Here is a 21,936-nt window from a genome sequence, read left to right on the forward strand (position 1 = left end):
CTTGCAATGTTTGAGAATCTTTTAGAAACATCCAGTATAAAAATTGCAACTGTTCGTGCAATGCTCCAGACTAATGATAGACTTAGGGCAATTGTTTTTGGAAAACAAAGTTTAAATAAAGATCCATTGCCGGAAAATAATGATTTTCTGGAATTGGCTCAAGAATTTCCTGGAGAAATTGAATGGAAAATCTATGACCACTGTGCTACTGTAATGCGATTGTACGCCATTTATGAACGATTTGTTGAAGATTTAATCTCCGAATGGTTACAACTTTTACCTGAGTTAATTTCCAGTTATTCCGATTTAGATGAAACAATTCAAAATACCCATCGAGAGGGAATAGGACGATTATTAATATACCCGAAAAAGATACGATTTGAAGACCCTGAAAACCAAAATCTATCTATTTATTATAAAAAAGTGGTTCAAGGGTTTTTGGCTGCCATTAGTGATCATGAAAAATACGAGTTACTGCCTGAAATTTTTATATTCCATGAACAAAATTTAAGAAAGGATGCGTTAGTGGAATTATTCACTAAAGCGGGAATTGAAAAGGCTTGGGAATGGATTATTCACCATCGACAGATTAAATATTTTATAGAGCAAGTCCGAGGAAATCAAAATACCGCCGAAGCAGAACTTCAACAATTTATTCACTATCGGAATAAAGCAGCACATGGATCAATTAATGAAATTTTAGGAATTCAAGAATTGCTATATTTAGCAGATTTTGTCGAAGCATTATGCCAAGCTTTAGCTGAATTAGTAACTTATCAAATCCTTTTAAAAAAAGTATCCATTGGACAAGCTCAAAAAGTTGGACGAGTTACGGAGTGGTTTAAAAAGCAAAAAGCAGCCATCGTAATAGTAGAGAATATAACTTTATCTGTAGGAGATAAGTTATTTCTAGTAAATGAAGAATCCTCTTATTGTTCTTTGACGAGAATTGAGAGTATTCAAATAGACAGTCAACCTAGAAATGAAGTTAAAATATCTTCTCCTACAGAAGTGGGATTAAAGTTTAATATTGATACTCGAAAAGGATTTAGCCTGTATCTAATCAATTAAAGTTACTACTTCTAATATTTCCTGAAGGAATAGAAGCAATTAATTGACGAGTATAGGCTTGTTTGGGATGGCGATAAATTTCATCGGCGGTTCCCATTTCTTCGATTTTTCCTTGATTCATTACAATCATGCGATCACTCATAAATTTAACCACACTTAAATCATGGGAAATAAAAATATAAGTGAGATTAAATTCCGCTTGTAACTCTTTTAATAAGTTCAATACTTGCGCCTGTACCGACACATCTAACGCTGAAACAGATTCATCACAAATAATAAATTTAGGGTTCAATGCTAAGGCTCTGGCGATACAAATTCGTTGGCGTTGTCCCCCGGAAAATTCATGGGGATAACGTCGCATTAAATCAGGATTTAACCCGACTCGTTCTAATAAATAAGCAACGCGATCGCATTTGTCCTGAAACGTTTGTCCGACTGAATGAATAATTAACGGTTCCATGACCGCATCCCCAATGCTGATTCTAGGGTCAAGGGAACTAAAAGGATCTTGAAAAATAATTTGCAGATTCCGTCTGACCCAACGCATTTTTTGATTAAATTGTTGTTGATTTCGATAATTTTTCAACCCACTGAACATTGAGGTTTCTAACGGAGGAGCCGTAATATGCTGACCTTCAAAAAAGACTTGACCACTCAAGGGTCTAATCAGTTGTAAAATCGCTCTGGATAAGGTACTTTTTCCACATCCTGACTCTCCCACTAACCCTAATGTTTCCCCCGAATAAACATCAAATGAAACATCATTAACCGCCATTAATAATCGTTTGGTTTTTCCTAATATTCCTGGGATTTTAAACGCAACTCTTAAATTTTTAACCGATAAAAGAGGTTGATCTGAGGGTAAACTAGATAAAAATGCCTTAGATTTTAAAGCAATATTATTATAACTTTTAACAGGTTCTACTAAAGTCTTTTCTCGGATTTCTACCTCTCCATTATCCAGCGTAATAATATCCATAAAATCAGCCACCGTTGGTAAACGTTCAGCCGGAGTATCTAACGTTGGACGACAAGCTAATAATCCTTTTGTATAGGGATTTTGAGGGGTTGTAAAAATTTGCTGAATTGTTCCAGATTCAACTATTTTCCCTTGGAACATCACCGCCACTTGATCCGCAATTTGAGCCACAATTCCTAAATCATGGGTAATAAAAATCATCGCCATTCCTCGGCGTTCTTGTAATTCTTGAAGTAAATCTAATATTGTTGCTTGTACCGTCACATCTAACGCCGTTGTCGGTTCATCTGCAATTAATAATATCGGGTTACAAGAAATTGCCATGGCAATCATCACCCGTTGCAATTGTCCCCCGGATAATTCATGGGGATATCGATCTAACATGGCTCGTTTTTGAGCATTAATTTGTTGAATCACTTCCCGTTTTCGGCTCCGTTTATCTTGTAATTCCTGGGGAGAACGAGAGATTGATTGATGTTTTTGTGCTTCTAACGCTTGCTGCATTAATTCATCATCACTGGGGAGTAATTTCACTTCCTGTAATAATGATGCGGCTTTCCACATCGCCTGTTTTGGAGAAACCTGTTCATGCTGCATAATGGCTTCTGTTAATTGAAACCCAATGGTAAAAACGGGGTTTAAAGAGGTCATGGGTTCCTGAAAAATCATGGAAATTTGACCGCCTCGATAGGTTTGTTTTTGAGTCGGTGAAAGTTGCAATAAATTAACAGGTTGGGAATAGGGACTATAATCTTCAGATTCAGGAATTTGAAACTCAATTTCTCCCTCTACTTTCGCGGTGGCGGTGGAAAGTAACCCCATAATTGCCAAGGCGGTCACGGATTTTCCTGAACCGGACTCTCCCACAATTCCTAACGTTTCTCCCCGTCCCACCTGAAAGGAAATTCCATCAACGGCGGTAACAGTCCGTTCATCGGTGTCAAACTCAACCCGCAGATCATTCACATTCAGAACAACATATTGCATGGAAGTTACCGCCTCTATACATTTCTATATCTTGAATCAATTTAACAGAAGATCGGGGAATAGGGGATAGAATGGCGTTGGACAAACCCGAAAGGATTGCATCAATGCTAAAATCCGAAAATAGAAAAAATAGCGACTTTACTCAATTATGAATATTAAAGCTATTGTTCACGAAGCTGAAGAGGGAGGGTATTGGGCAGAAGTTCCTGCACTCCCTGGATGTGTGACCCAAGGAGAAACTTGGGAAGAAGTGATGAAAAATCTGCAAGAAGCGATACAAGGTTGGTTAGAGGTGGCAAATGAAAGTCTAAAGGAAAAAGAAACTGACCGCATTGTGGAAATTGCAGTATGAAATCAATTTCTGGGAAAAAATTTTATAAAATCTTGGTTAGAAAAGGCTGGATTTTAAAAGAATCAAAGGTTGAGTTTAACTTATTCTTAAGGAAACTTTAAATGATGTTAACAGATTATATTTATGCAGCCATGAATCGAGCAAAATATGAGATCTTAGAGGATGGGATATTTTATGGAGAAATACCCGACTGTCAGGGTGTTTGGAGTAGTGGTAAAACCTTAGAAGAATGTCGGGAAAATTTACAAGATGCGTTAGAAGGATGGATCATTTTAGGGTTACGTTTGGGTCATCGATTACCGATTTTAGACCAGATTAACTTAAATTTTGAAAACGAGGTTGCTTAATGCCACCATTTTCTGCAATTAAATGGAAAGATTTTGTGCGTTATTTGAAACTAGCTGGTTTTCAAGGGCCATATCCTGGGGGAAAACATCAATATATGATTAAGGATGAAGTCAGGTTAACTATTCCTAATCCCCATCAAGGTGATATTAGTAAAAATTTACTGAGTCGGCTGTTACGTCAGGCAAATATTAGCCGAGATGAATGGGAAAAACTATAATAAATTGCCCTAGATAGTCAGTGAGTGAGGACGCGGATACTGGATTATCATTCAAGGTTAAGCGATCGCTTTCTATTATATCTTAATTCCCTAATCTGTTATCCCCTCAACAATTTTAATTTCTTCTTCTGTTAATCCATATAATTGATAAACCAGTTTATCGATTTCCGTTTCGATCTTATTAACATCTTCCTCTTGAGGATTAAGACATTTTTGAACAAGGTTTGTTATGGCTTCACGCTCTGATTGGCTGGAGGAGGGAATAGGGAAATCTTTCATAAATATTGAGCTTGGTTCGTAGAAATCACCCTGTAATTTTGATAGTAAATTCTCAAACAAAAATCGCACTACGCTAGAGTTAAGAACTGCTAGTAGAAATTTATCATTGGTAGGAATAATAAATGCTTTCTGGTTTGTATAATAGCCTAATTCATCCCAAGCAAATTCATTACTCTTACAAATATTTGGATAGATAATCTTAGATTGTTCAAATTTTTTCCAGTAAATACAAGATCGCAATTCCCAAAAGAATTTACCTTGATCGCATCTTTTAATTAAGGCTTCCTTAAATTGATTAAAATATTGATAAATCGCAGGGTATGTGTTATAAAAAATCTTTTCTGCTTCTTTTTCTGGTTGATCAGACCAAGGATGTTTTTTATTTTCAGAAGATTCAATTTTGATCAAATATTGATCAGCAAAATCTACTCGCCATCTTTTAACATCACGACCACGCAGCAAAGGTTTAATAACTTCCGCAGACGAAGAATGTTCAGCAATTAATTTATCTCTTGTTTGGCGATCAATGATAAAAGCCTCGTTAAATCCTGTTTTAATACCATAATAAAATCTACCATTTACATATTCTCCTAACGGTGTACCAGTATTTTGTAGTTTCGCAAGCAAGTCCAATACCTGAGAAGATTCTAGTCGCCAACCATCAGATTTTAAGTTTCTCTGAGGAATTATCAAACTATCCTGCTCTAAAACCGTCACAAATTGTGCAATATTTTGTTTTTTTGTTAGATCCCATGATAAAGCTTTTAATTCATTCGCGTCAGATTTAAATTTACTTAAAGAGATAATGCTAGGATAAGCGATCGCTTCTTCAAAAACCGGAAAATCACCGAAATCGATTAAATGATAAATCGTTGTTTTATCTGTCAAAAGTTGACGTAACTTTTCACCATAACCTGCTCTCAAATATTTATTAGAGGAGATATAAATTAAATTACCTTTTGCTTTTAATATATGCAAACCTAATTCATAAAAGTAAACAAATATATCACTAATACCTGTATAACATTGATAATTTTTCTGTAAAATTGCCTTAAATTCCTTAATCTCTTCTTGTCTAATATAAGGCGGATTACCTATCACAACATCAAACCCAATAAACCTTCCTATATCATCCAAAACTTCAGGAAACTCAAACCGCCATTCAAACGCATTTTCATAAATCTTACCGCTTTCGATTTCCTCAATTTCTATCCTTAATTTATCAATCTCATTATTTAACTTAGCAATTTTCCTTTCCCGTGCTTTCTGTTCCGCTTTAGTTTCCTCAAATAATAAAAGTTGATTCTCTAATTTATCAATTTCTCCCTCTAACTGTCTTAACTTCGTTTTCTTGGGGTCAGTTCCTTGAAGGGTGGTTTTAAAATTACCTTTAATGGTATTCATAAACTTTTCCATCTCTCGCTTTTGCTGTTTATTCTCAGCATGACGATAGGTTTCAACCGCATTTTGATAAGTTTCAATATCAATTTTATTTTTCTTTAATGCTGGTTTTAAATCCGCATCCAAAGGAAACCGACTAATTAACGAGTTACCGCATTTTATATTAATATCAATATTCGGTAAAGTTTCCAATTCCGTGTAATTACTCTCCACTTTATAATAGGCATTTTTTAACAATTCTATCCATAACCTTAACCGACAAATTTTAACCGAGTTCGGGTTAATATCTACCCCAAATAAACAATTTTCGATAATCGTTTGTTTTTCGTGAAATAAAGTTTCTTGGATACGTTGACTTTCTTTATTTTGAGGGGTATATTTAAACGGTTGATTATCTTCGTCGGTAATGATTAATTCATCATTTTCTACCGTAATTTGATATTCTTTTAATCGCTTTCCCTCTTGATCTTGTAAAATCTTCAAATCATGCTTAATGGCGATCAGTTCGTTTAACGCTGACACTAAAAAATGTCCTGACCCCACCGCCGGATCACAAATTTTAAGACGGTTGATAATTTGATTTGCTTCGGTTCTATCTTCAATTTTATCATACAAATCATCCAATGTTTGACAATTCCAACCTTTAATTTCATTAAATTTCTGAACAACCGCTTTCCGCAGAGTTTCTCGACACATATACATGGTAATAAAACCTGGGGTAAAATATGACCCATCTTTATAACCGTTAATTTTCTCGAAAATTAATCCTAAAACCGACGCATTAATTAAGGTTTTTTGTTCCTCTTGAATTCCTTCTGACCCTTCGCTACTAAAATCATAAGCATCCAGAAACTCAAATAAATAGTGTAGGGTGTTGAGTTCTCCCGTCCGTTTATTTCCGTTAGCATCTTTTAAAACCGTTGATGAAAAAATCGGGAGTTTTTCTTCTCTAAGATTACTAATAACAATAGTTTGATGTTCAAGTTCAGTGGGTTCAAACAGGGAACTATTCAAATAAGGAACCTGAGAAAATATTCCTGTTAAATCCGGTTTTCGTTCACTGGATTTAACCGCTAAGACTTGGAAAAATAACCGATCTAAATCACCCAAATCATGAATTTTATTTGTATTTAAAAAAGCAAAATCACGATTTCCTTTATGGTAAGTGATTAATTGAGATTCTAATAATTTTAAGAATAAAATCCGGTTGACCCAAGTAATCGATAATTCTAACGCAATATTAAAAAGTTTTTCGGGTTCAGTTTCTCCAAATTGTTCGGGGTTTTCCAGTCGAGAAATTTTATCTAAACTATCGAGTTGTAAAATAGCATTTTCAATCAGTGAACCCGGATTTTGTTTATCTTTGGGTAGACGTTGGATTAGTTTTTTATTCTTTTCTTTGGTTTCAGTTAAACCAATAATATACAGTAATTCACTATAAAACCCTTTATCTAAAGTATTACTATCATTCGCAATGGGTAATTTTAATAAATGTTGAGGAGACAGTAACTTAAATAAAGCAATCAATTTTTCATCATCTTCAGGGTTATTATTTCTAACAAATTGTTCATAATCTCGAATATCAAAATAAGTAAATATTATTTCATCTTTAATAGCTTCAATGGCAGGTTTAGCAATTTCTTTATAGAAAAAATCCGTTGTTTTACCCGTTAAGCGTCCGGCTTCAAAATCTTCAAATTGTTGAATTAATGGTTTATTTTCACAAAAATATTTTTCAAAACTCTGAGCATCAAAAATAAACCATTCATAAATATTAGTAATAATTAAATATTTAATTTCTAGGTTTTTATTGTTAATTCGTTCTCTTAAAAAATATAAAACTAACTCTTGTAAAGCTTTAGCATTAAGGTTTTCAACCTTCACCATTTCAGCTTTATTTTTGGGTTTTTTAACTTCTAAAATAATACCGACACTGCTTTTAGACTCTTTTTGATTGTGAATAACCAGATCATTTCGTTCTTTAGTATTAATAAAATAGTTAGGACTATAATAGGTATTTTTCAGGAAATCAGCCATGAGATTTTTATGAAATTCTTCTGACTCCTTTTCATTAATGTGATCAAGGAGATTAATCAAATTAGCTTTAAATTGTTCAATATCGCTCCTGCTGACTTTAACTTTCAGAAACGCTTTATTTAATGCTTCTCTGGGTTGTCTGGGGTGATTGTTCATGCTCAAAACCTCAAGAAACAAGACTGATCATCGTTCCCAGGCTAAAGCTTGGGAATGGTTCAGGGGATTCTACCTCCAAATTAATTCTATTGTATGGGAGGCAGAGCCTCCTGATGAGCATTTCTAGGTCGAACCTAGAAACGAGGGAAACATCTACATCCCAGAGAAACCGGGTTTCTGCGTTGATATGGCTAACCTACCCAGAAACCTGTTGAGAAACCCGGTTTCTGACTCTATATATATAGAGTCAATTCCACAATGTAACGAAATATTACAATAATGCCGTCATAGAGGTATAGCGTCTTGACATCTGAGAAGGGGTTCGTTATCTTGAAATACATACCCGGGTACACAAGTTCACTGTCCTATGCAAAATAAGCAAAAGGTAACTCTCTATCTCCCGCCTGAACTGCACCGCAAATTAAAAATTAAAGCGGCAGTTGAATCAGAACCGATGTCATCCATTGCTGAACGAGCCATTGTTTTCTACCTGACTAATCCCGAATTGGTAGACGAAGTGGAGACATCCTACGGACAAACCCATCGGGTTTACTCCTGTCCAGATTGTTCCAGTTCCATTGTCATGAAGGAAGGGGAATTGACCTCATTAAGAGAACAACCCAGTGTCCTATCCGATGATGAACTCCCCGTCCAATCCGTCAGAGATGTTGAATCGACAACGGCCCAATCGGGAGAAGAAGAACTGGTTCCCTGCTAAATCCCTGGCTTCGATGCTGGCGCGAGTTGTGTTCAGAATCGGACGTTAGGAATCGGAAATTCTGTAAACGTTACACCGTCTCTATTGGATCGAGGACTATGCAAGAAGAACTTAGTATCTTAATTGAAGCCCGATATCCTCTGATCTACCTCGTCACCTCTGAGGAAGAGCGGTCTGAGCAGGCTATCGCCAAAATCGCGCAAGCCAAACGCCAGAGAGAGGTTTATGTGTGGACAGTTACTCGTGGCTTAGTCAAATATGATCAAGCACGAACAGCAGTTCAGTCCAACACCGTTTCCCCTCAAGCGGCGATTGAATGGGTGATTCGACATAGAGAGCCTAACGTAAGCGGAGGTATCTATATTTTTAAAGATTTGCATCCCTTCAAAGATTCTCCTGAAGTGACCCGGTGTTTACGGGATGCGATCGCAAGCTTCAAAGGCACAAACAAGACGATCATCTTGATGTCGCCGATTCAATCCATTCCCATCGAGCTAGAGAAAGAAGTTGTGGTTCTGGACTTCGCTCTGCCCGATATGAAGGAACTCAATCAAGTGTTAACGGCCCAACTCGAACAAGCCCGGTCTCGACGTTTAACCACCGAAGGACGCGAAAAACTGCTCAAAGCAGCATTAGGCTTAACCCGGGATGAGGCTGAGAAAGTCTACCGGAAAGCTCAAGTCACCGCCGGACATCTCACTGAAGAAGAAGTTGATGTTGTTCTCACTGAGAAAAAGCAACTGATTCGACGCAATGGAATTTTAGAATACATTGATGTCGATGAAACTATCGATTCAGTGGGCGGTTTAGAAGAACTCAAGCGGTGGCTGCACCAACGTTCCAACGCTTTCACTGAACGGGCACGGGAATACGGTCTGCCTCAACCCAAGGGAATGTTAATCTTAGGGATACCCGGATGCGGAAAGTCCCTGATTGCAAAAACCACTTCTCGTTTATGGGGATTACCCTTACTCCGATTAGATATGGGTCGGGTGTATGACGGTTCAATGGTGGGACGTTCCGAAGCCAACCTGAGAAACGCTTTAAAAACGGCTGAATCTATTTCCCCGGTGATTCTATTTATCGATGAATTAGATAAATCCTTTGCCGGAAGTGCCGGAAGTGCGGACTCAGATGGCGGAACTTCTAGCCGGATCTTTGGATCATTCCTCACCTGGATGCAGGAAAAAAGCTCTCCTGTATTTGTGATGGCAACGGCGAACCGCGTTGAACGTTTACCCGGAGAATTCCTCAGAAAAGGCCGATTTGATGAAATCTTCTTTGTAGATCTCCCCACCAAAGAAGAACGCCAAGATATTTTTAGAATTCATCTGTCCAAACGCCGTCGGGAAATTGAACGCTTCGATTTAGAACAACTTTCTACCGTTTCCGAAGGCTTTTCTGGAGCAGAAATTGAGCAAGCCGTAATCGCTTCGATGTACGAGGCTTTTGCTCAAGACCGCGAGTTTACGCAGCTTGATATCATTGCCGCGATTAAGTCCACTTTGCCCTTGTCCAAGACCATGAACGAACAGGTCACCGCACTACGAGATTGGGCAAGACAGCGTGCACGTCCGGCTGCGTCCTCCGTCGCTGAATATCAGCGCATGGAGTTCTAAAAGCTTACTCCTAGTCCAAATAGGAGGTAAGGCTAGTCCCCAAAATAGGCTAGCAGTTCCCAAAAAAAAAGCCGTCCCCTGATAAAGGCGGCATTGATTCTAACCAAACCGTTGTTGTTTCGTTTTCAGTTCCACGGAGGATACCTAAATGTCTCACTTTAGCACACTGCGTACCAAAATCACCGATTCCGAAATCCTGAAAGCTTCTCTGCGTGATCTCGGCATTAGCACCAAAACCAGCGCAGATGTCCGGGGTTACAATGGCCAACGGGTTCGTGCCGACTTGGTTGCAGTCCTTGAAGGCGAATATGATCTGGGCTGGTCTCGCAACAGCGATGGTACCTACGATTTAATTGCTGATCTGTGGGGTGTTGCTAAAAAACACAACCAGACCGAACTGATCAACTCCATTAATCAAAAGTACGCCGTTAACAAGACCTTAGCTGATGTCAAACAGCGCGGTCTGCAAAATGCCAACGTGAAATTGGTCGTCCAAAAATAGTTGGTCAAAGCGTTCCCAAGCTGGCGGGTTAACCAAATTTACACGGGTTAACCCGTTTTTCTATTTGCAACTGGATCAATTTATGAGATATCTTAGTAATATTCATCATAGTGGATCGGTAATCTACTACTTAAAAAACGTAGCGAATTCTCATGCAAACTGAAGCTTTTAGCGAGCTTTTTCCACTATTCAAGGGGGCCAATCCTGAAACATTAGAATGGCTACTATCCGTTGCTGTCAAACATGAATATCCCGCCGACCGGGCTGTTGTCATGGAAGATGCTTGGGGAAATGCCGTTTATTTTGTCGTTTCTGGATGGGTGAAAGTCCGTCGCTTATCTGGAGATGAAGTGGTGACATTAGCCATTTTAGGACACGGAGATTTTTTTGGAGAAATGGCGATTTTAGATGAATCTCCCCGTGCTAATGATGTTATCGCCTTATCGTCAGTCCGATTAATTAGTGTTTCTGCCCAACGCTTTATCCAGACGTTGTTTAAAGATCCCCAACTTCATCATCGAATGTTGCAATTGATGGTGCGTCGTTTGCGCCAAACCAACCAACGCTATCAAATTCGTCACCGACCTCCAGCCGTAAAACTCGCCAATACCCTCGTAGAATTAGCTGAAAATTACGGTCAGCCCACTGAAAAAGGGGCAGATATTTTTAATATTCCCTTCCAAGATTTAGCGGATGTTACAGATATTTCTTTGGAAGAAACAAGCAAAATAATGGATAAAATTATGAGTAAAGGCTGGATGACGATTGATGAAGAACGGCAAGTGATTCATTTGCTCAATCTCAAACATTTAAACCATCTTGCCAGTCAATAAAGCCGAAACTATTTTAATAGATAGGGAATAGGGAATAGGGAATAGGGAAAATAGAATGAACTCCCTGTTTTCTATTCCCTATTTCTTGGATAAACTTATTTTTAATCACTCAAAATTATGACTGAAGCAACTCAAACTCGTCCTGATTCTTTGACTGAGGTTACTCCTGTTTTACAATATTGGGTGGGAATGCCTCAACCCGAATCCCATTTATTTGAAATTAAGTTACAGATTCGAGGAGATATTCTTTCATCCTCCCCCTTAGCGCTAAAAATGCCCGTTTGGACTCCAGGGTCTTATTTGGTGCGGGAATATTCCCGACATTTACAAGATTGGGGCGTTTGTGATCAGGACGGAAACCCCTTAAAATGGAGAAAAGTTAGTAAAAATCATTGGCAAATTCACTCGAAATCGGCAACAGAAGTTAGAGTTTCCTATCGCATTTTTGCTAATGAATTAAGTGTTAGAACCAATCATTTAGATTCATCTCATGGTTATTTTAATGGGGCGGCTTTATTTCTGTATGTACCCGGATATGAACAACACCCGATTCAAGTTACTATAGAACCCCCTAAAAATTGGATAGTTACCACAATTTTACCAACGGTTTCTCATCAAATTAATACGTTTTATGCGGCTGATTTTGATACGTTAGTTGATAGTCCCTTTGAAATTGGAACCCATCGATTATATGAATTTCAAGTTGAAGGAAAATCCCATCAATTAGCAATTTGGGGCGATGGGAATGTTAATCCTGAAAGGTTACTGACGGATTTTCAAAAAATTATTACCGTAGAATCAGAATTATTTGATGGATTACCCTACGAACGTTATTTGTTTTTATTGCATCTTTCTAATCAAGGGTTTGGCGGTTTAGAACATAAAGATTCTTGTTCGTTAATTTATTCTCGGTTTGGGTTTCGCAACACCGATAAATATAATCGGTTTATGCAGTTAGTCGCCCATGAATTTTTCCATTTATGGAATGTTAAACGGATTCGTCCAAAAGCGTTGGAAGTCTTTGATTATGAGCAGGAAAATTATACTTCTTCTTTGTGGTTTTCGGAAGGGACAACCAGTTATTATGATATGGTGATTCCCTACCGGGCGGGAATTTTTGATGTTAAAGGTTTTCTGAATGCGATCGCTAAAGATATTACTCGGTTACAAACAATTCCAGGGCGGTTAGTTCAACCCTTAAGTGAATCGAGTTGGGATACTTGGATTAAACTTTATCGCCGAGAATCCCATAGTGATAATAATCAAATCTCTTATTATTTAAAAGGGGAATTAGTATCATTTTTACTGGATTTATTAATCAGAGAAAAACAGGGAAATCAGCGATCGCTCGATGATGTCATGCGCCAAATGTGGTCAGAATTTGGTCAGCCGGAAATTGGTTTTACTCCTGAACAATTAGAACAGGTAATTGAATCTATTGCTGAAACCTCTTTAAACGATTTCTTCCAAAAGTATTTGTATGGACTGGATGAACTTTCCTACAATCAATATTTAGAACCCTTTGGTTTACAATTAATTGCTGAAACAACGGATGAAACGCCCTATTTAGGCTGCAAACTTGCATTGGAAAAAGGTCGAGAAATCATTAAATTTGTGGAAATCGGGAGTCCGGCTGAAGCCGCAGGATTAGATATTCACGATGAACTTTTAGCCATCAATGGATTTAAAGTCACCTCTGACCAATTCCAGGAACGCTTAAAAGATTACAAACCGGGAGATACAGTAGAATTAACCTTTTTTCATCAAGATTTGTTGCGAACTTGTCAAGCTACGTTGACATCTCCCCGTCCTAATCATTACAAAATCGTTTCTGTTAGCCAACCCACCCCTCAACAAAAACGAAATTTTGAAGGCTGGTTAGGATGTGCTTATCACAACTTATGAGAATTTATGAGATGATGGGGGAAAATATTTCAGAGGTTAAGCGATGGAAGTACCACCCCCTCCTTCAATTACACCCCGTCAAATGAATCTATTGCGGGTTGTAACCTCGATGGCTTGGTCAGATGGAGAATTAGCAACAGAAGAAGTTGACGTGATGTTGAATCAGTTTAGTCGTTTGTTCGCCAAACAGGAACAACAACAGCAACAACTTCAACAGGAATTAAGGGATTATTTAATGCAAAATATTCCCTTAGACGAGTTAATTCCAAAACTTGAAACTCAAGCCGAACGCGAACTGGTACTCGTTTTAGGGTATGAAGTGATTAACTCTAGTTCTCGTACCCCCGATGAACCTAAAATCAACCCGGAAGAAGCAGCGGCTTATCAGAAATTATTGCAATTACTGAATCTCCCTCCAGAAGTGGTTCAACGTCTGGAATCTGAGATGGATAGTCCCTCCCATTCTAAAACAGAATTAATTGAAACTATCACTCGTAAATTAGGAGAGTTTATTCAAAAATAATCTCTCATCAGTCATCAGTTTTTAGTTTTTAGCAAACAACTCTTGATATAAACTGTTAAATCTTCCCCTGATAACTGATAACTGATGATGCGGATACTTGATAACTGTTATATGTCAAATTCTATGAATGACATTGCTAAACAAGCCCATAATGGTCGTGTTGCAGCCATCATTCAAGTAATTAATGAACAAATGACTGATTTAGGGGTAAGAACTCGTGCTGTTTTTACCCATGATGTTTTGCAACTGCTTTGTGAGGCGAAAAATCCTGAATCTTTAGAAAAAACAACCATTGTTACTAAAATTCGTGAAATTTTGGAGTCTATTTCTCCGCGTAATATTCGCCGAGTCCGAATTAATAGTCGCATCTTGAAAGAACAGCAATTACTTTGGTTAGAAACCATTAGCCAAGATCCAGAAGAGCAGTTACTCTGGTCAGAAGATATTATTCTCAAAAAACCCAATCTTTTTAAACGGTGGTTTAATCGTTCTAGCCCTAATCAACCCATTGTCAACAATTTATCCTCAAATTCTAAGCCTGAAAAACGTCAATTTTCACTGAGTTTAATTTTAGGTATTGGGGTAAGTTTACTATTAGGATTAATAGGATTGTGGCTATACAGCGAGTTACAATTTCAATTATTCAACGCCTTACAATCTCACCGAAAATACAAGGTTGAAGTGTCTCCTTCCCCTCAACAACCTTTATCTTCAGCAGAACAGTTTACCCAAGGCGTAAAACTTGCAATTGAAGCCGCCGCCGAAGGACAAGTTGCGGATACCCGTCAAGAATGGTTAGAAATTGCTCAAAAATGGCAACAAGCTGCTGATTTAATGGCGGAAGTCTCTCCTGATTTTGAACGTTATAAAATAGCCCAAGATCGCGCCATATTATATCGTAAAAATCAAGAACAAGCCCAACAAAAAGCGGATGAATTAAATAATTAATAATTTAAGAAAGTCTAAATCATGAAACCTTTTTACAGCTTACTGTTCCCTGTTCCCTGTTCCCTGTTCCCTGCTCCCTAATGCTATATTTTGATAAGTTTGTTCTAACATTTTCGGGGTAATCTGTTGTTCTCCATGATAGTGTAAACGTCGATTTAAACAGCCAATAGTTTTAACATAGGAAGACATGGTATTAATATCATGAGTAATCATTACAATGGTGATATATTCATTTAATTTTAATAATAACTCATAAATACTGCTGCACATTTTAGGGTCAACACTAGCCGTAGGTTCATCTAAGAGTAAAATTTGCGGTTCACTCGCTAAGGCTCTCGCAATATAAACCCGTTGTCGTTGTCCTCCCGATAATTCCCCAATAGGTCGATTTCTTAAGTTTAACATTTCTACTTTTTCTAAAGCCTGAATCACGATTTCTTCATCTTTTTTTGTATAGGGTTGGAATAAAGAACGCTTTCCTAACCGTCCCATTCTCACCACTTCATCCACCCGGACGGGAAAATTGCGATCAAACTCTAAAATTTGAGGAACATAACCCAAATAACGCCGACCTTGGATTACAGAACGACCCATAATTTTAACCTCTCCTTTTAACGGTTTAAGTAACCCTAAAAGCACTTTAATTAAGGTTGTTTTCCCGCCTCCATTAGGGCCAATTAATCCTAAAAAATCTAATTCATGAACCGTTAAGTTAATCTCTTCTAAAATGGGTTCATGGGGATCATAACCCGCCCAAACTTGGTTTAAACGGATGACTTCGTTTTTTAGATAAGGGTTTGGGGGTAAATCTTGAGAATTTGACACAGGTACAAAGGTAAATTTAGGAAGTAAAATCATGGCTAACTTTAAAATGATTAGGGGTTTGAACTTTGAGATAAGGTTTCAGAAACTTTTAATAAATTATCAGACCAATTTTCATCTAAATCACTAATGAACACAACTTGACCTCCGATTTCTTTCGCTAAGGTTTCCGCAGAACGCGGACTAAATTCAGGTTGGGTAAAAATAATTTTAATATTGTCTTGTTTAGCCTCAGAAATTAAATCTGCTAACTCCGCAGCACTGGGTTCTTGTCCCCCAACTTCAATGGCTTCCTGTTCCAAGTTATAATCCTTAGCAAAATAACCCCAAGCGGGATGAAAGACCATAAACTTTCGATTTTTGAGGGGAGTTAAGTTTTGGCTAATTTGTTGATTCAGTTGATCAATTTCTGTGAGAAACTGATTTAAGTTGGCTTGATATTCAGCTTGATGTTTAGGATCAATTTTAACTAATCCATTATAAATATTTTGAGCTTGAATTTTAACTAATTTAGGAGATAACCAAATATGAGGATCTAAAGTTTCTTCAACCCCGTGACTTTCTCCTTCTTCATGGTGATGTTCCACCATTGGAATCCTCTCAATTCCTTGAGTTGAATCCACGATTAACATTGTTTGATTCGCGGCTTTAATTCGATCCATCCAAGCGGTTTCAAAGGAAACACCAATGGTTATATAAGCTTCGGCATCATTTAATGCTTGTAATTGTTGAGGTTTGGGTTCATAATTATGTAAATCCACCCCTGGGGGAATCATTACATTAACTCGAACATTCTTCCCCCCAATTTTTTCTACAAAATATTTTTGTGGCATAATACTAACCGTAATATCTATTACAGAATTAGCAGTTTCCGTTGATGTTTTTGTTGCGGGTGAGGGGTTATTTTCAGCCAAATTTTTAGGTGTAGAAACGGTGTTACACCCACTGATTAAACCGATCCCCAATAATAGCATTACCATTGGGGGATAAACGCACAACCTCATGTTGATGTCCTCAATGTACCTTCTTGCTCACTTTACCAAGCACCCGCCGCGAACTAGCACCCTTGGCATGGAACTTGACTTAACTATAATGATAATCGTTTTCATTTTTTTTGGGAAGGGGGTTTCCCCTATCTTCAGGAGTAACCTGCACTCAAAAATCTAAAATTCAAAATTCCTGGTCACGGTTTATCCTAAGAACAGCAGTCTTTATTCTCCGGTGATGAATCAACGTTCTAATTCCCTAGTCTCTGTGCGGGACTTTTTCCAGCACTATCCTGAAGCAATTGCAGCAATAGTTTGTGCCATTTTGGTCTTAATGGGTTGGGTTTGCTTACAATTCGGCTGGGTCGGATTCGCATTTTTAGTATTACCCATTGCTTATGTGATTGGGGGTTATGAAAGTGCCAAAGATGGGTTAAGCACACTTCTTAAAGAGAAACAATTTGATGTCGATTTATTAATGATTGTTGCGGCTTTAGGAGCCGCTATTTTAGGGGTTTGGAAACAAGATTATTTTTTAATGATTGATGGCGGAATTTTAATTTTAATTTTTGCCATTAGTGGTGCTTTAGAAAGTATTGCCATGCAGCAAACAGAACGCAATATCCATAAATTAATGGAATTAACCCCTGATACGGCTACTGTTATTAAGGATCAACAAGAGCAAAAAATTCCGATTCATCAATTAAAAATTGGAGATATTATTTTAGTCAAACCGGGAGAACGAATTCCCACCGATGCTGTTATTATATCGGGGAATAGTACCCTTAATCAAGCTCCCATTACCGGAGAATCCATTCCCGTTGATAAAACCGTTGGAGATGAGGTTTTTGCGGGAACTTTAAATGGAAATGGGGCACTGCAATTAAAAGTTCATCAACCTCCTGAAAGTAGTTTAATTCAACGGGTGATTCATTTAGTAGAACAAGCCCAAACCGATGCTCCTCCCTCTCAGCAATGGATGGAAAAATTTGAACGAAGTTATGCTCAAGTCATTGTTTTAATGGGTCTAGCATTAGGAATTTTACCGCCTTTATTCCTGGGATGGGATTGGGAAACTACGATTTATCGCGCCTTAATTTTTTTAGTCGTGGCTTCTCCCTGTGCCTTAATGGCTTCTATTATGCCCGCATTATTATCAGGAATTGCTACGGGGGCAAGACATGGAATTTTATTTAAAAATGGGGCGCAATTAGAAAAAATTGGACGCATAAAAGCCATCGCCTTTGATAAAACGGGAACCTTAACAACCGGAAAATTAACAGTTGTCGATATTATTCCATCGGCTGGGGTTTTAGAAAGTGAATTATTACAATTAGCGGTCGCAGTAGAATCCGTTTCAGAACATCCCATCGGACAAGCTATTGCTAAATTTGCTGTGGAAAAAAATATTCCTCGAATTACCGCCGTTAATGTCGCCACTCAAATCGGGGAAGGGATTATTGGAAAAGTGGATGATGACCAGATTTTTATCGGCAAATTAGAATGGATTGAGCAACATCAGATTCAGGTTAATCCTGAGTTAATAGAAATTAGTGATCATTTAGAAACCGATGGAAAAACAGTGGTTTGGATTGCTAAAAATCAGCAAACTTTAGGGTTAATTGCGGTGGCTGATACCGTGCGGTTAGAGGCAAAAACCTTAATTAAAAATTTGAAAAAATTTGGCATTGAACAAGTTGTTATGCTGACGGGAGATCATCAAAGAACCGCAGATAGTGTGGCAAAACAGTTGAATATTGATTTGGTTTATGCTAACTTATTACCAGAGGATAAATTAACCATTGTTCGACAATTAAAAACCCGTTATCAAGGGGTGGCAATGGTGGGAGATGGCATTAATGACGCTCCCGCTTTAGCCTTAGCAGATGTGGGCATTGCCATGGGGGGTGCGGGAAATGATGTGGCGTTAGAAACGGCTGATATTGTGTTAATGACGGATCAATTGGGTAAGATATTAAAAGCGATTAAACTGGGTCGTCGGGCTAACCGTATTATTAAACAAAATATTGCCTTTGCACTTTCATTTATTGTAATTTTATTAATTTCTAACTTTTTCGGTTCTATTAATATGCCAATTGGGGTGATTGGACATGAAGGATCAACGGTATTAGTCACATTAAGTGGTTTACGGTTATTAAAAAGTTAATTCAGAAATCTTAGAAACCCGGTTTTTTGAAGAAACTGGGTTTCTAAGAGGGATTTTGTAAATTAGAAATTTGTTGAGAAAACCAGAATGCGGCGTTAAAATTATTGGTTTTTTCTAATTGTTCTAAGGTTAATTCTAATAAAGCAATGGGTAAACCGTTTAAAGCAATGGACGTGGTAATTTCCTGGTATTTACCATTGTCTTGTAAGCGAAACGCAATCACCCGTTTTCCGCGAATATCAATCACCCAATATTCAGGAATTCCTAATGCTGCATAAAGTTGTTTTTTCTCATCTAAATCCATCGCTAAAGTCGTATCTGAAATTTCCCCAACTAAATCAGGAACTCGCCACTTTTCTAAATTAATTCTGCGTAGTTCTCCTTCTTGCCATTTGGGAGAATTTTCACCAATATATAACACTTTATCCGGTGAAGCAGCCCGTTGGTTGGGTTTTTCGATCACACAACCACTAAAGGAATTTGCTAATACCCCAGGTTCCCGCGAAAACCAAACATAAAATAAAAAACTCAATAAATCGTTCACATTAGAGTGATTAATTCCTTCATTTCCCATATCAATCCACAAATATCCTTGATCAAAAGTAATATTAACGGTTTCTAAAGAACGATTATTAACATAACTTAAATAATCTTCCCAAGTGGCAGGTTGCCATTGAGGAGTTTGAGCCAATTCAGGAATAGAAACTAGAGTTGTCATGGTTTCATCCTAATTTTAAGAGAACGTATATTTTATTTTAACATTAAGTTGAGGAGTGGTGCGGGCACTAGGCTGACGCACCTGATGGATTAGAATTTTAGTTCTTGTAATAGCCAAAATCCGGCGAAGGATTCCGAATTGGGATTAGATTGAACCGCTAAAAAATGTACATTTTTTGCCTTTTCTTTGGTGAGTTCAAAATTTTTAGCTTCCTCTTGGGTTTTAGCATCGGGTAAATTAGCTAAAATCCAGCTTTCACTTTCCCCTGTTTCTAATAATAAACTCGGACGAGAACCGCTATCTAATCGTAAATATGCTAATTCTAATCCTGACATCCAAGCAGCTAAAGGAGTCGCCCTAGAGGAGTAAATAATGAACCCTGGAATCAAGGTTTCTGGTGCTAAACCCACCATCGATAATCCGAAGGCTTCCCCAAAACTAATATCCCATTCTGACATATCAGAAAAAGCACTAGCTTCTAAGGTTACAAATGCCCATTTATCCCCCCGCAAAGCATCAGGAAGGGGTTGAGGTTGAGATGGAACAAACTGAACGGAAGGATTAGCACCTTCTTGATAATTTTCTAAAGTCGGATACAATTTTTCCATCCGTTCCTGTAACCATTGATAAAGGGCATAGGTACGCCGACTCGCATAGGCAGGAATGGCTAATTCTTTACAAGATTTGGAAATCATATTCGCCATGGGACGGCGGAAAAAGCGAATGCGAGAGGGGGAGGTAGGGGCTTGGGCGATCGCCGTTTCAAGTGCTTCTTTTAACCAAATTGAGTTAACTTGGTTACTGGGACAAAACTGGGTGTAGCGAAACATGGTTTCAGCGCGATCTTCAATATTGACCGGGGTTTCACAGATTAAGACTTCCCAAACTTTTTTACCTTCTTCGTCCCGCAGGGGGCGACTATAAAAATCGAGTTCCCAAATAGTTGATTTCATTGATGGTTAGATTCTGCTGCATAAGTTTACCCTGTTGTTAATGCTAGAGTGATTCGGTTGTTGTGATCAATGCTTCCGGGTATCCAAGCTCAAAATTAAGATAGGGTCAACGCGGACACACCCTACCCCTGTTTTAATTCATCATTTGTTTAAAAAATGCGATCGCATCTTTTAACGCCACAATAAACGCATCAATTTCGGCTTTTGTATTGTAGAAATACAAACTCGCTCTGGCGGTAGCATTAACCCCTAAATAACGATGTAAAGGTTGGGTACAATGATGTCCTGAACGAATGGCAACCCCCGCATCATCTAACATGGTTGATAAATCATTGGCATGAATTCCATCCACACTAAAAGACGCTAAGGCGGCTCTTCCTTCTCCCTGAGTATTGGGGAGGGGGCCATAGAGTTTTAACTCAGGAATTTCTCGCAATCTTTCATACAAATAAGCCGTTAATTCATGTTCATAATCAGCGATTTTATCCATGCCAATTGACATTAAATAATCAATAGCAGCCCCTAAAGCGATCGCTTCTCCAATGGCTGGAGTTCCAGCTTCAAATTTATGGGGTAATTCTCCGACGGTAAAATGATCTAAATACACCTCAGCAATCATTTCTCCCCCTCCAAAAAAGGGTGGCATGGCTTCTAATACTTCTAATTTGCCGTATAAAAAGCCTATCCCCGTTGGAGCACACATTTTATGACCGGATGCCACTAACCAATCACAATCAATTTTCTGCACGTCTAAGGGGGTATGGGGCGCACTTTGGCAACCATCAATTAATACTTTTGCACCGTATTCATGGGCAATTTGAGTAATTTCTTCAATGGGATTAATGCAACCTAAAGTATTAGAAATATGCACAACAGACACTAATTTTGTTCGGTCTGAGATTAAGGTTTTAAACTGTTCTAAGTCGAATTCTTGAGTTTCTGTTAATTCCACAAATTTGATCACAGCCCCGGTTTTTTGGGCAACCATTTGCCAAGGAACTAAATTACTATGATGTTCCATGACGCTGAGAATAATTTCATCCCCGGCTTGTAAGGTATTTAAACCCCAAGAATAGGCAACTAAATTAATGGCTTCACTGGCATTGCGGGTATAGACAATTTCTTGATAGGATTTAGCATTAATAAATTGAGCAACTTTAACCCGTGCAGCTTCATAGGCATCCGTTGCTTTTGCACTTAAGACATGAACTCCCCGATGCACATTAGAATTATAATTTTGATAATACTCTTGAATAGCATTTAAGACCGCTAAGGGTTTTTGAGATGTAGCGGCATTATCTAAATAAACTAAGGGTTGACCGTTGATTTCCTGATGCAAAATTGGGAAATCTTGACGAACAATTTCAGCAAGTGTTTTTTCTTGAGTTAGCATTATTTTGAAGATCCTTAAATTT

At 38.0% G+C, this 21,936-nt stretch carries 19 protein-coding genes; 12 read left to right on the plus strand and 7 right to left on the minus strand.

The genetic code is table 11. The features are described from left to right. Positions 1 to 6: 6 nt before the first annotated feature. Entirely contained in the window at positions 7 to 1,071 is a 1,065-nt protein-coding gene (locus tag NMK36_RS00940) for an MAE_28990/MAE_18760 family HEPN-like nuclease (protein WP_254172797.1), read from the plus strand. Here NMK36_RS00940 and NMK36_RS00945 read toward each other — a convergent pair. Beyond that, positions 1,064 to 3,037 (minus strand): ABC transporter ATP-binding protein, encoded by a 1,974-nt coding sequence (locus tag NMK36_RS00945; protein WP_254172798.1) that lies wholly within the window; start codon positions 3,035 to 3,037, stop codon positions 1,064 to 1,066. The two genes, NMK36_RS00940 and NMK36_RS00945, sit on opposite strands and share 8 nt — an antisense overlap. 148 nt (positions 3,038 to 3,185) lie before the next feature. Here NMK36_RS00945 and NMK36_RS00950 point away from each other — a divergent pair, with 148 nt between their 5' ends. From NMK36_RS00950 to NMK36_RS00960, 3 genes are all read left to right on the plus strand, one after another. Continuing rightward, positions 3,186 to 3,389, plus strand: coding sequence for a type II toxin-antitoxin system HicB family antitoxin (locus NMK36_RS00950; protein ID WP_072718972.1), 204 nt, complete (start codon positions 3,186 to 3,188; stop codon positions 3,387 to 3,389). Positions 3,390 to 3,490: 101 nt separating this feature from the next. Then, complete coding sequence (locus tag NMK36_RS00955) at positions 3,491 to 3,736, plus strand: type II toxin-antitoxin system HicB family antitoxin (RefSeq protein WP_254172799.1); 246 nt, start codon at positions 3,491 to 3,493, stop codon at positions 3,734 to 3,736. Then, the gene (locus NMK36_RS00960) at positions 3,736 to 3,954 is read left to right on the plus strand and encodes a type II toxin-antitoxin system HicA family toxin (protein ID WP_042152033.1); all 219 of its coding nucleotides are present in this window, start codon (positions 3,736 to 3,738) and stop codon (positions 3,952 to 3,954) included. The genes NMK36_RS00955 and NMK36_RS00960 overlap by 1 nt, the downstream gene beginning before the upstream one ends. A gap of 90 nt (positions 3,955 to 4,044) precedes the next feature. Here the strand turns inward: NMK36_RS00960 and NMK36_RS00965 are convergent, their stop codons facing one another. Further along, entirely contained in the window at positions 4,045 to 7,827 is a 3,783-nt protein-coding gene (locus NMK36_RS00965) for a DUF7149 domain-containing protein (protein WP_254172800.1), read from the minus strand. 367 nt (positions 7,828 to 8,194) lie between these two features. On the opposite strand from NMK36_RS00965, the gene NMK36_RS00970 reads away from it, so the two are divergent. The 7 genes from NMK36_RS00970 (at position 8,195) to NMK36_RS01000 (ending at position 14,875) form a co-directional block, all read left to right on the plus strand. Further along, complete coding sequence (locus tag NMK36_RS00970) at positions 8,195 to 8,545, plus strand: hypothetical protein (RefSeq protein WP_072718974.1); 351 nt, start codon at positions 8,195 to 8,197, stop codon at positions 8,543 to 8,545. A gap of 98 nt (positions 8,546 to 8,643) precedes the next feature. Further along, positions 8,644 to 10,164 carry a stress-responsive protein Ycf46 gene (ycf46, locus tag NMK36_RS00975; protein WP_072718975.1) on the plus strand — a complete coding sequence of 507 codons (1,521 nt, stop codon included), beginning with the start codon at positions 8,644 to 8,646 and terminating at the stop codon, positions 10,162 to 10,164. 148 nt (positions 10,165 to 10,312) lie between these two features. Then, entirely contained in the window at positions 10,313 to 10,666 is a 354-nt protein-coding gene (locus NMK36_RS00980) for a DUF1257 domain-containing protein (protein ID WP_072718976.1), read from the plus strand. A 152-nt stretch (positions 10,667 to 10,818) separates the two neighbouring features. Beyond that, on the plus strand, positions 10,819 to 11,499 hold the full coding sequence (locus NMK36_RS00985) for a Crp/Fnr family transcriptional regulator (protein ID WP_072718977.1): 681 nt from the start codon (positions 10,819 to 10,821) through the stop codon (positions 11,497 to 11,499). Between the two features lie 117 nt (positions 11,500 to 11,616). Continuing rightward, positions 11,617 to 13,404, plus strand: a complete 1,788-nt coding sequence (locus tag NMK36_RS00990; RefSeq protein WP_254172801.1) for a M61 family metallopeptidase — start codon at positions 11,617 to 11,619, stop codon at positions 13,402 to 13,404. Between the two features lie 43 nt (positions 13,405 to 13,447). After that, positions 13,448 to 13,927: a TerB family tellurite resistance protein gene (locus NMK36_RS00995; protein ID WP_072718979.1), complete on the plus strand. Its 480-nt coding sequence runs from the start codon at positions 13,448 to 13,450 to the stop codon at positions 13,925 to 13,927. 111 nt (positions 13,928 to 14,038) lie between these two features. Beyond that, positions 14,039 to 14,875, plus strand: coding sequence for a hypothetical protein (locus tag NMK36_RS01000; RefSeq protein ID WP_254172802.1), 837 nt, complete (start codon positions 14,039 to 14,041; stop codon positions 14,873 to 14,875). Between the two features lie 39 nt (positions 14,876 to 14,914). Here NMK36_RS01000 and NMK36_RS01005 read toward each other — a convergent pair whose 3' ends face one another. Together NMK36_RS01005 and NMK36_RS01010 are read right to left on the minus strand one after the other, a co-directional pair. Continuing rightward, a complete protein-coding gene (locus NMK36_RS01005; RefSeq protein WP_254172803.1) occupies positions 14,915 to 15,733 on the minus strand; it encodes a metal ABC transporter ATP-binding protein in 819 nt (272 codons plus the stop codon). Between the two features lie 17 nt (positions 15,734 to 15,750). Continuing rightward, complete coding sequence (locus NMK36_RS01010) at positions 15,751 to 16,701, minus strand: metal ABC transporter solute-binding protein, Zn/Mn family (RefSeq protein ID WP_254172804.1); 951 nt, start codon at positions 16,699 to 16,701, stop codon at positions 15,751 to 15,753. A 220-nt stretch (positions 16,702 to 16,921) separates the two neighbouring features. Here NMK36_RS01010 and NMK36_RS01015 point away from each other — a divergent pair, with 220 nt between their 5' ends. Next, positions 16,922 to 18,850 (plus strand): heavy metal translocating P-type ATPase, encoded by a 1,929-nt coding sequence (locus tag NMK36_RS01015; RefSeq protein ID WP_193869005.1) that lies wholly within the window; start codon positions 16,922 to 16,924, stop codon positions 18,848 to 18,850. A gap of 43 nt (positions 18,851 to 18,893) precedes the next feature. Here the strand turns inward: NMK36_RS01015 and NMK36_RS01020 are convergent, their stop codons facing one another. From NMK36_RS01020 to NMK36_RS01030, 3 genes are all read right to left on the minus strand, one after another. Continuing rightward, positions 18,894 to 19,568, minus strand: coding sequence for a Uma2 family endonuclease (locus NMK36_RS01020; protein ID WP_254172805.1), 675 nt, complete (start codon positions 19,566 to 19,568; stop codon positions 18,894 to 18,896). Between the two features lie 89 nt (positions 19,569 to 19,657). Beyond that, a complete protein-coding gene (locus NMK36_RS01025; RefSeq protein ID WP_254172806.1) occupies positions 19,658 to 20,521 on the minus strand; it encodes a Tab2/Atab2 family RNA-binding protein in 864 nt (287 codons plus the stop codon). A gap of 133 nt (positions 20,522 to 20,654) precedes the next feature. Continuing rightward, positions 20,655 to 21,917, minus strand: coding sequence for a SufS family cysteine desulfurase (locus tag NMK36_RS01030; protein ID WP_072718985.1), 1,263 nt, complete (start codon positions 21,915 to 21,917; stop codon positions 20,655 to 20,657). Between the last annotated feature and the right edge of the window lie 19 nt (positions 21,918 to 21,936).

The organism is Planktothrix pseudagardhii, assembly GCF_904830925.1.
GTDB classification, from domain to species: Bacteria; Cyanobacteriota; Cyanobacteriia; order Cyanobacteriales; family Microcoleaceae; genus Planktothrix; species Planktothrix tepida.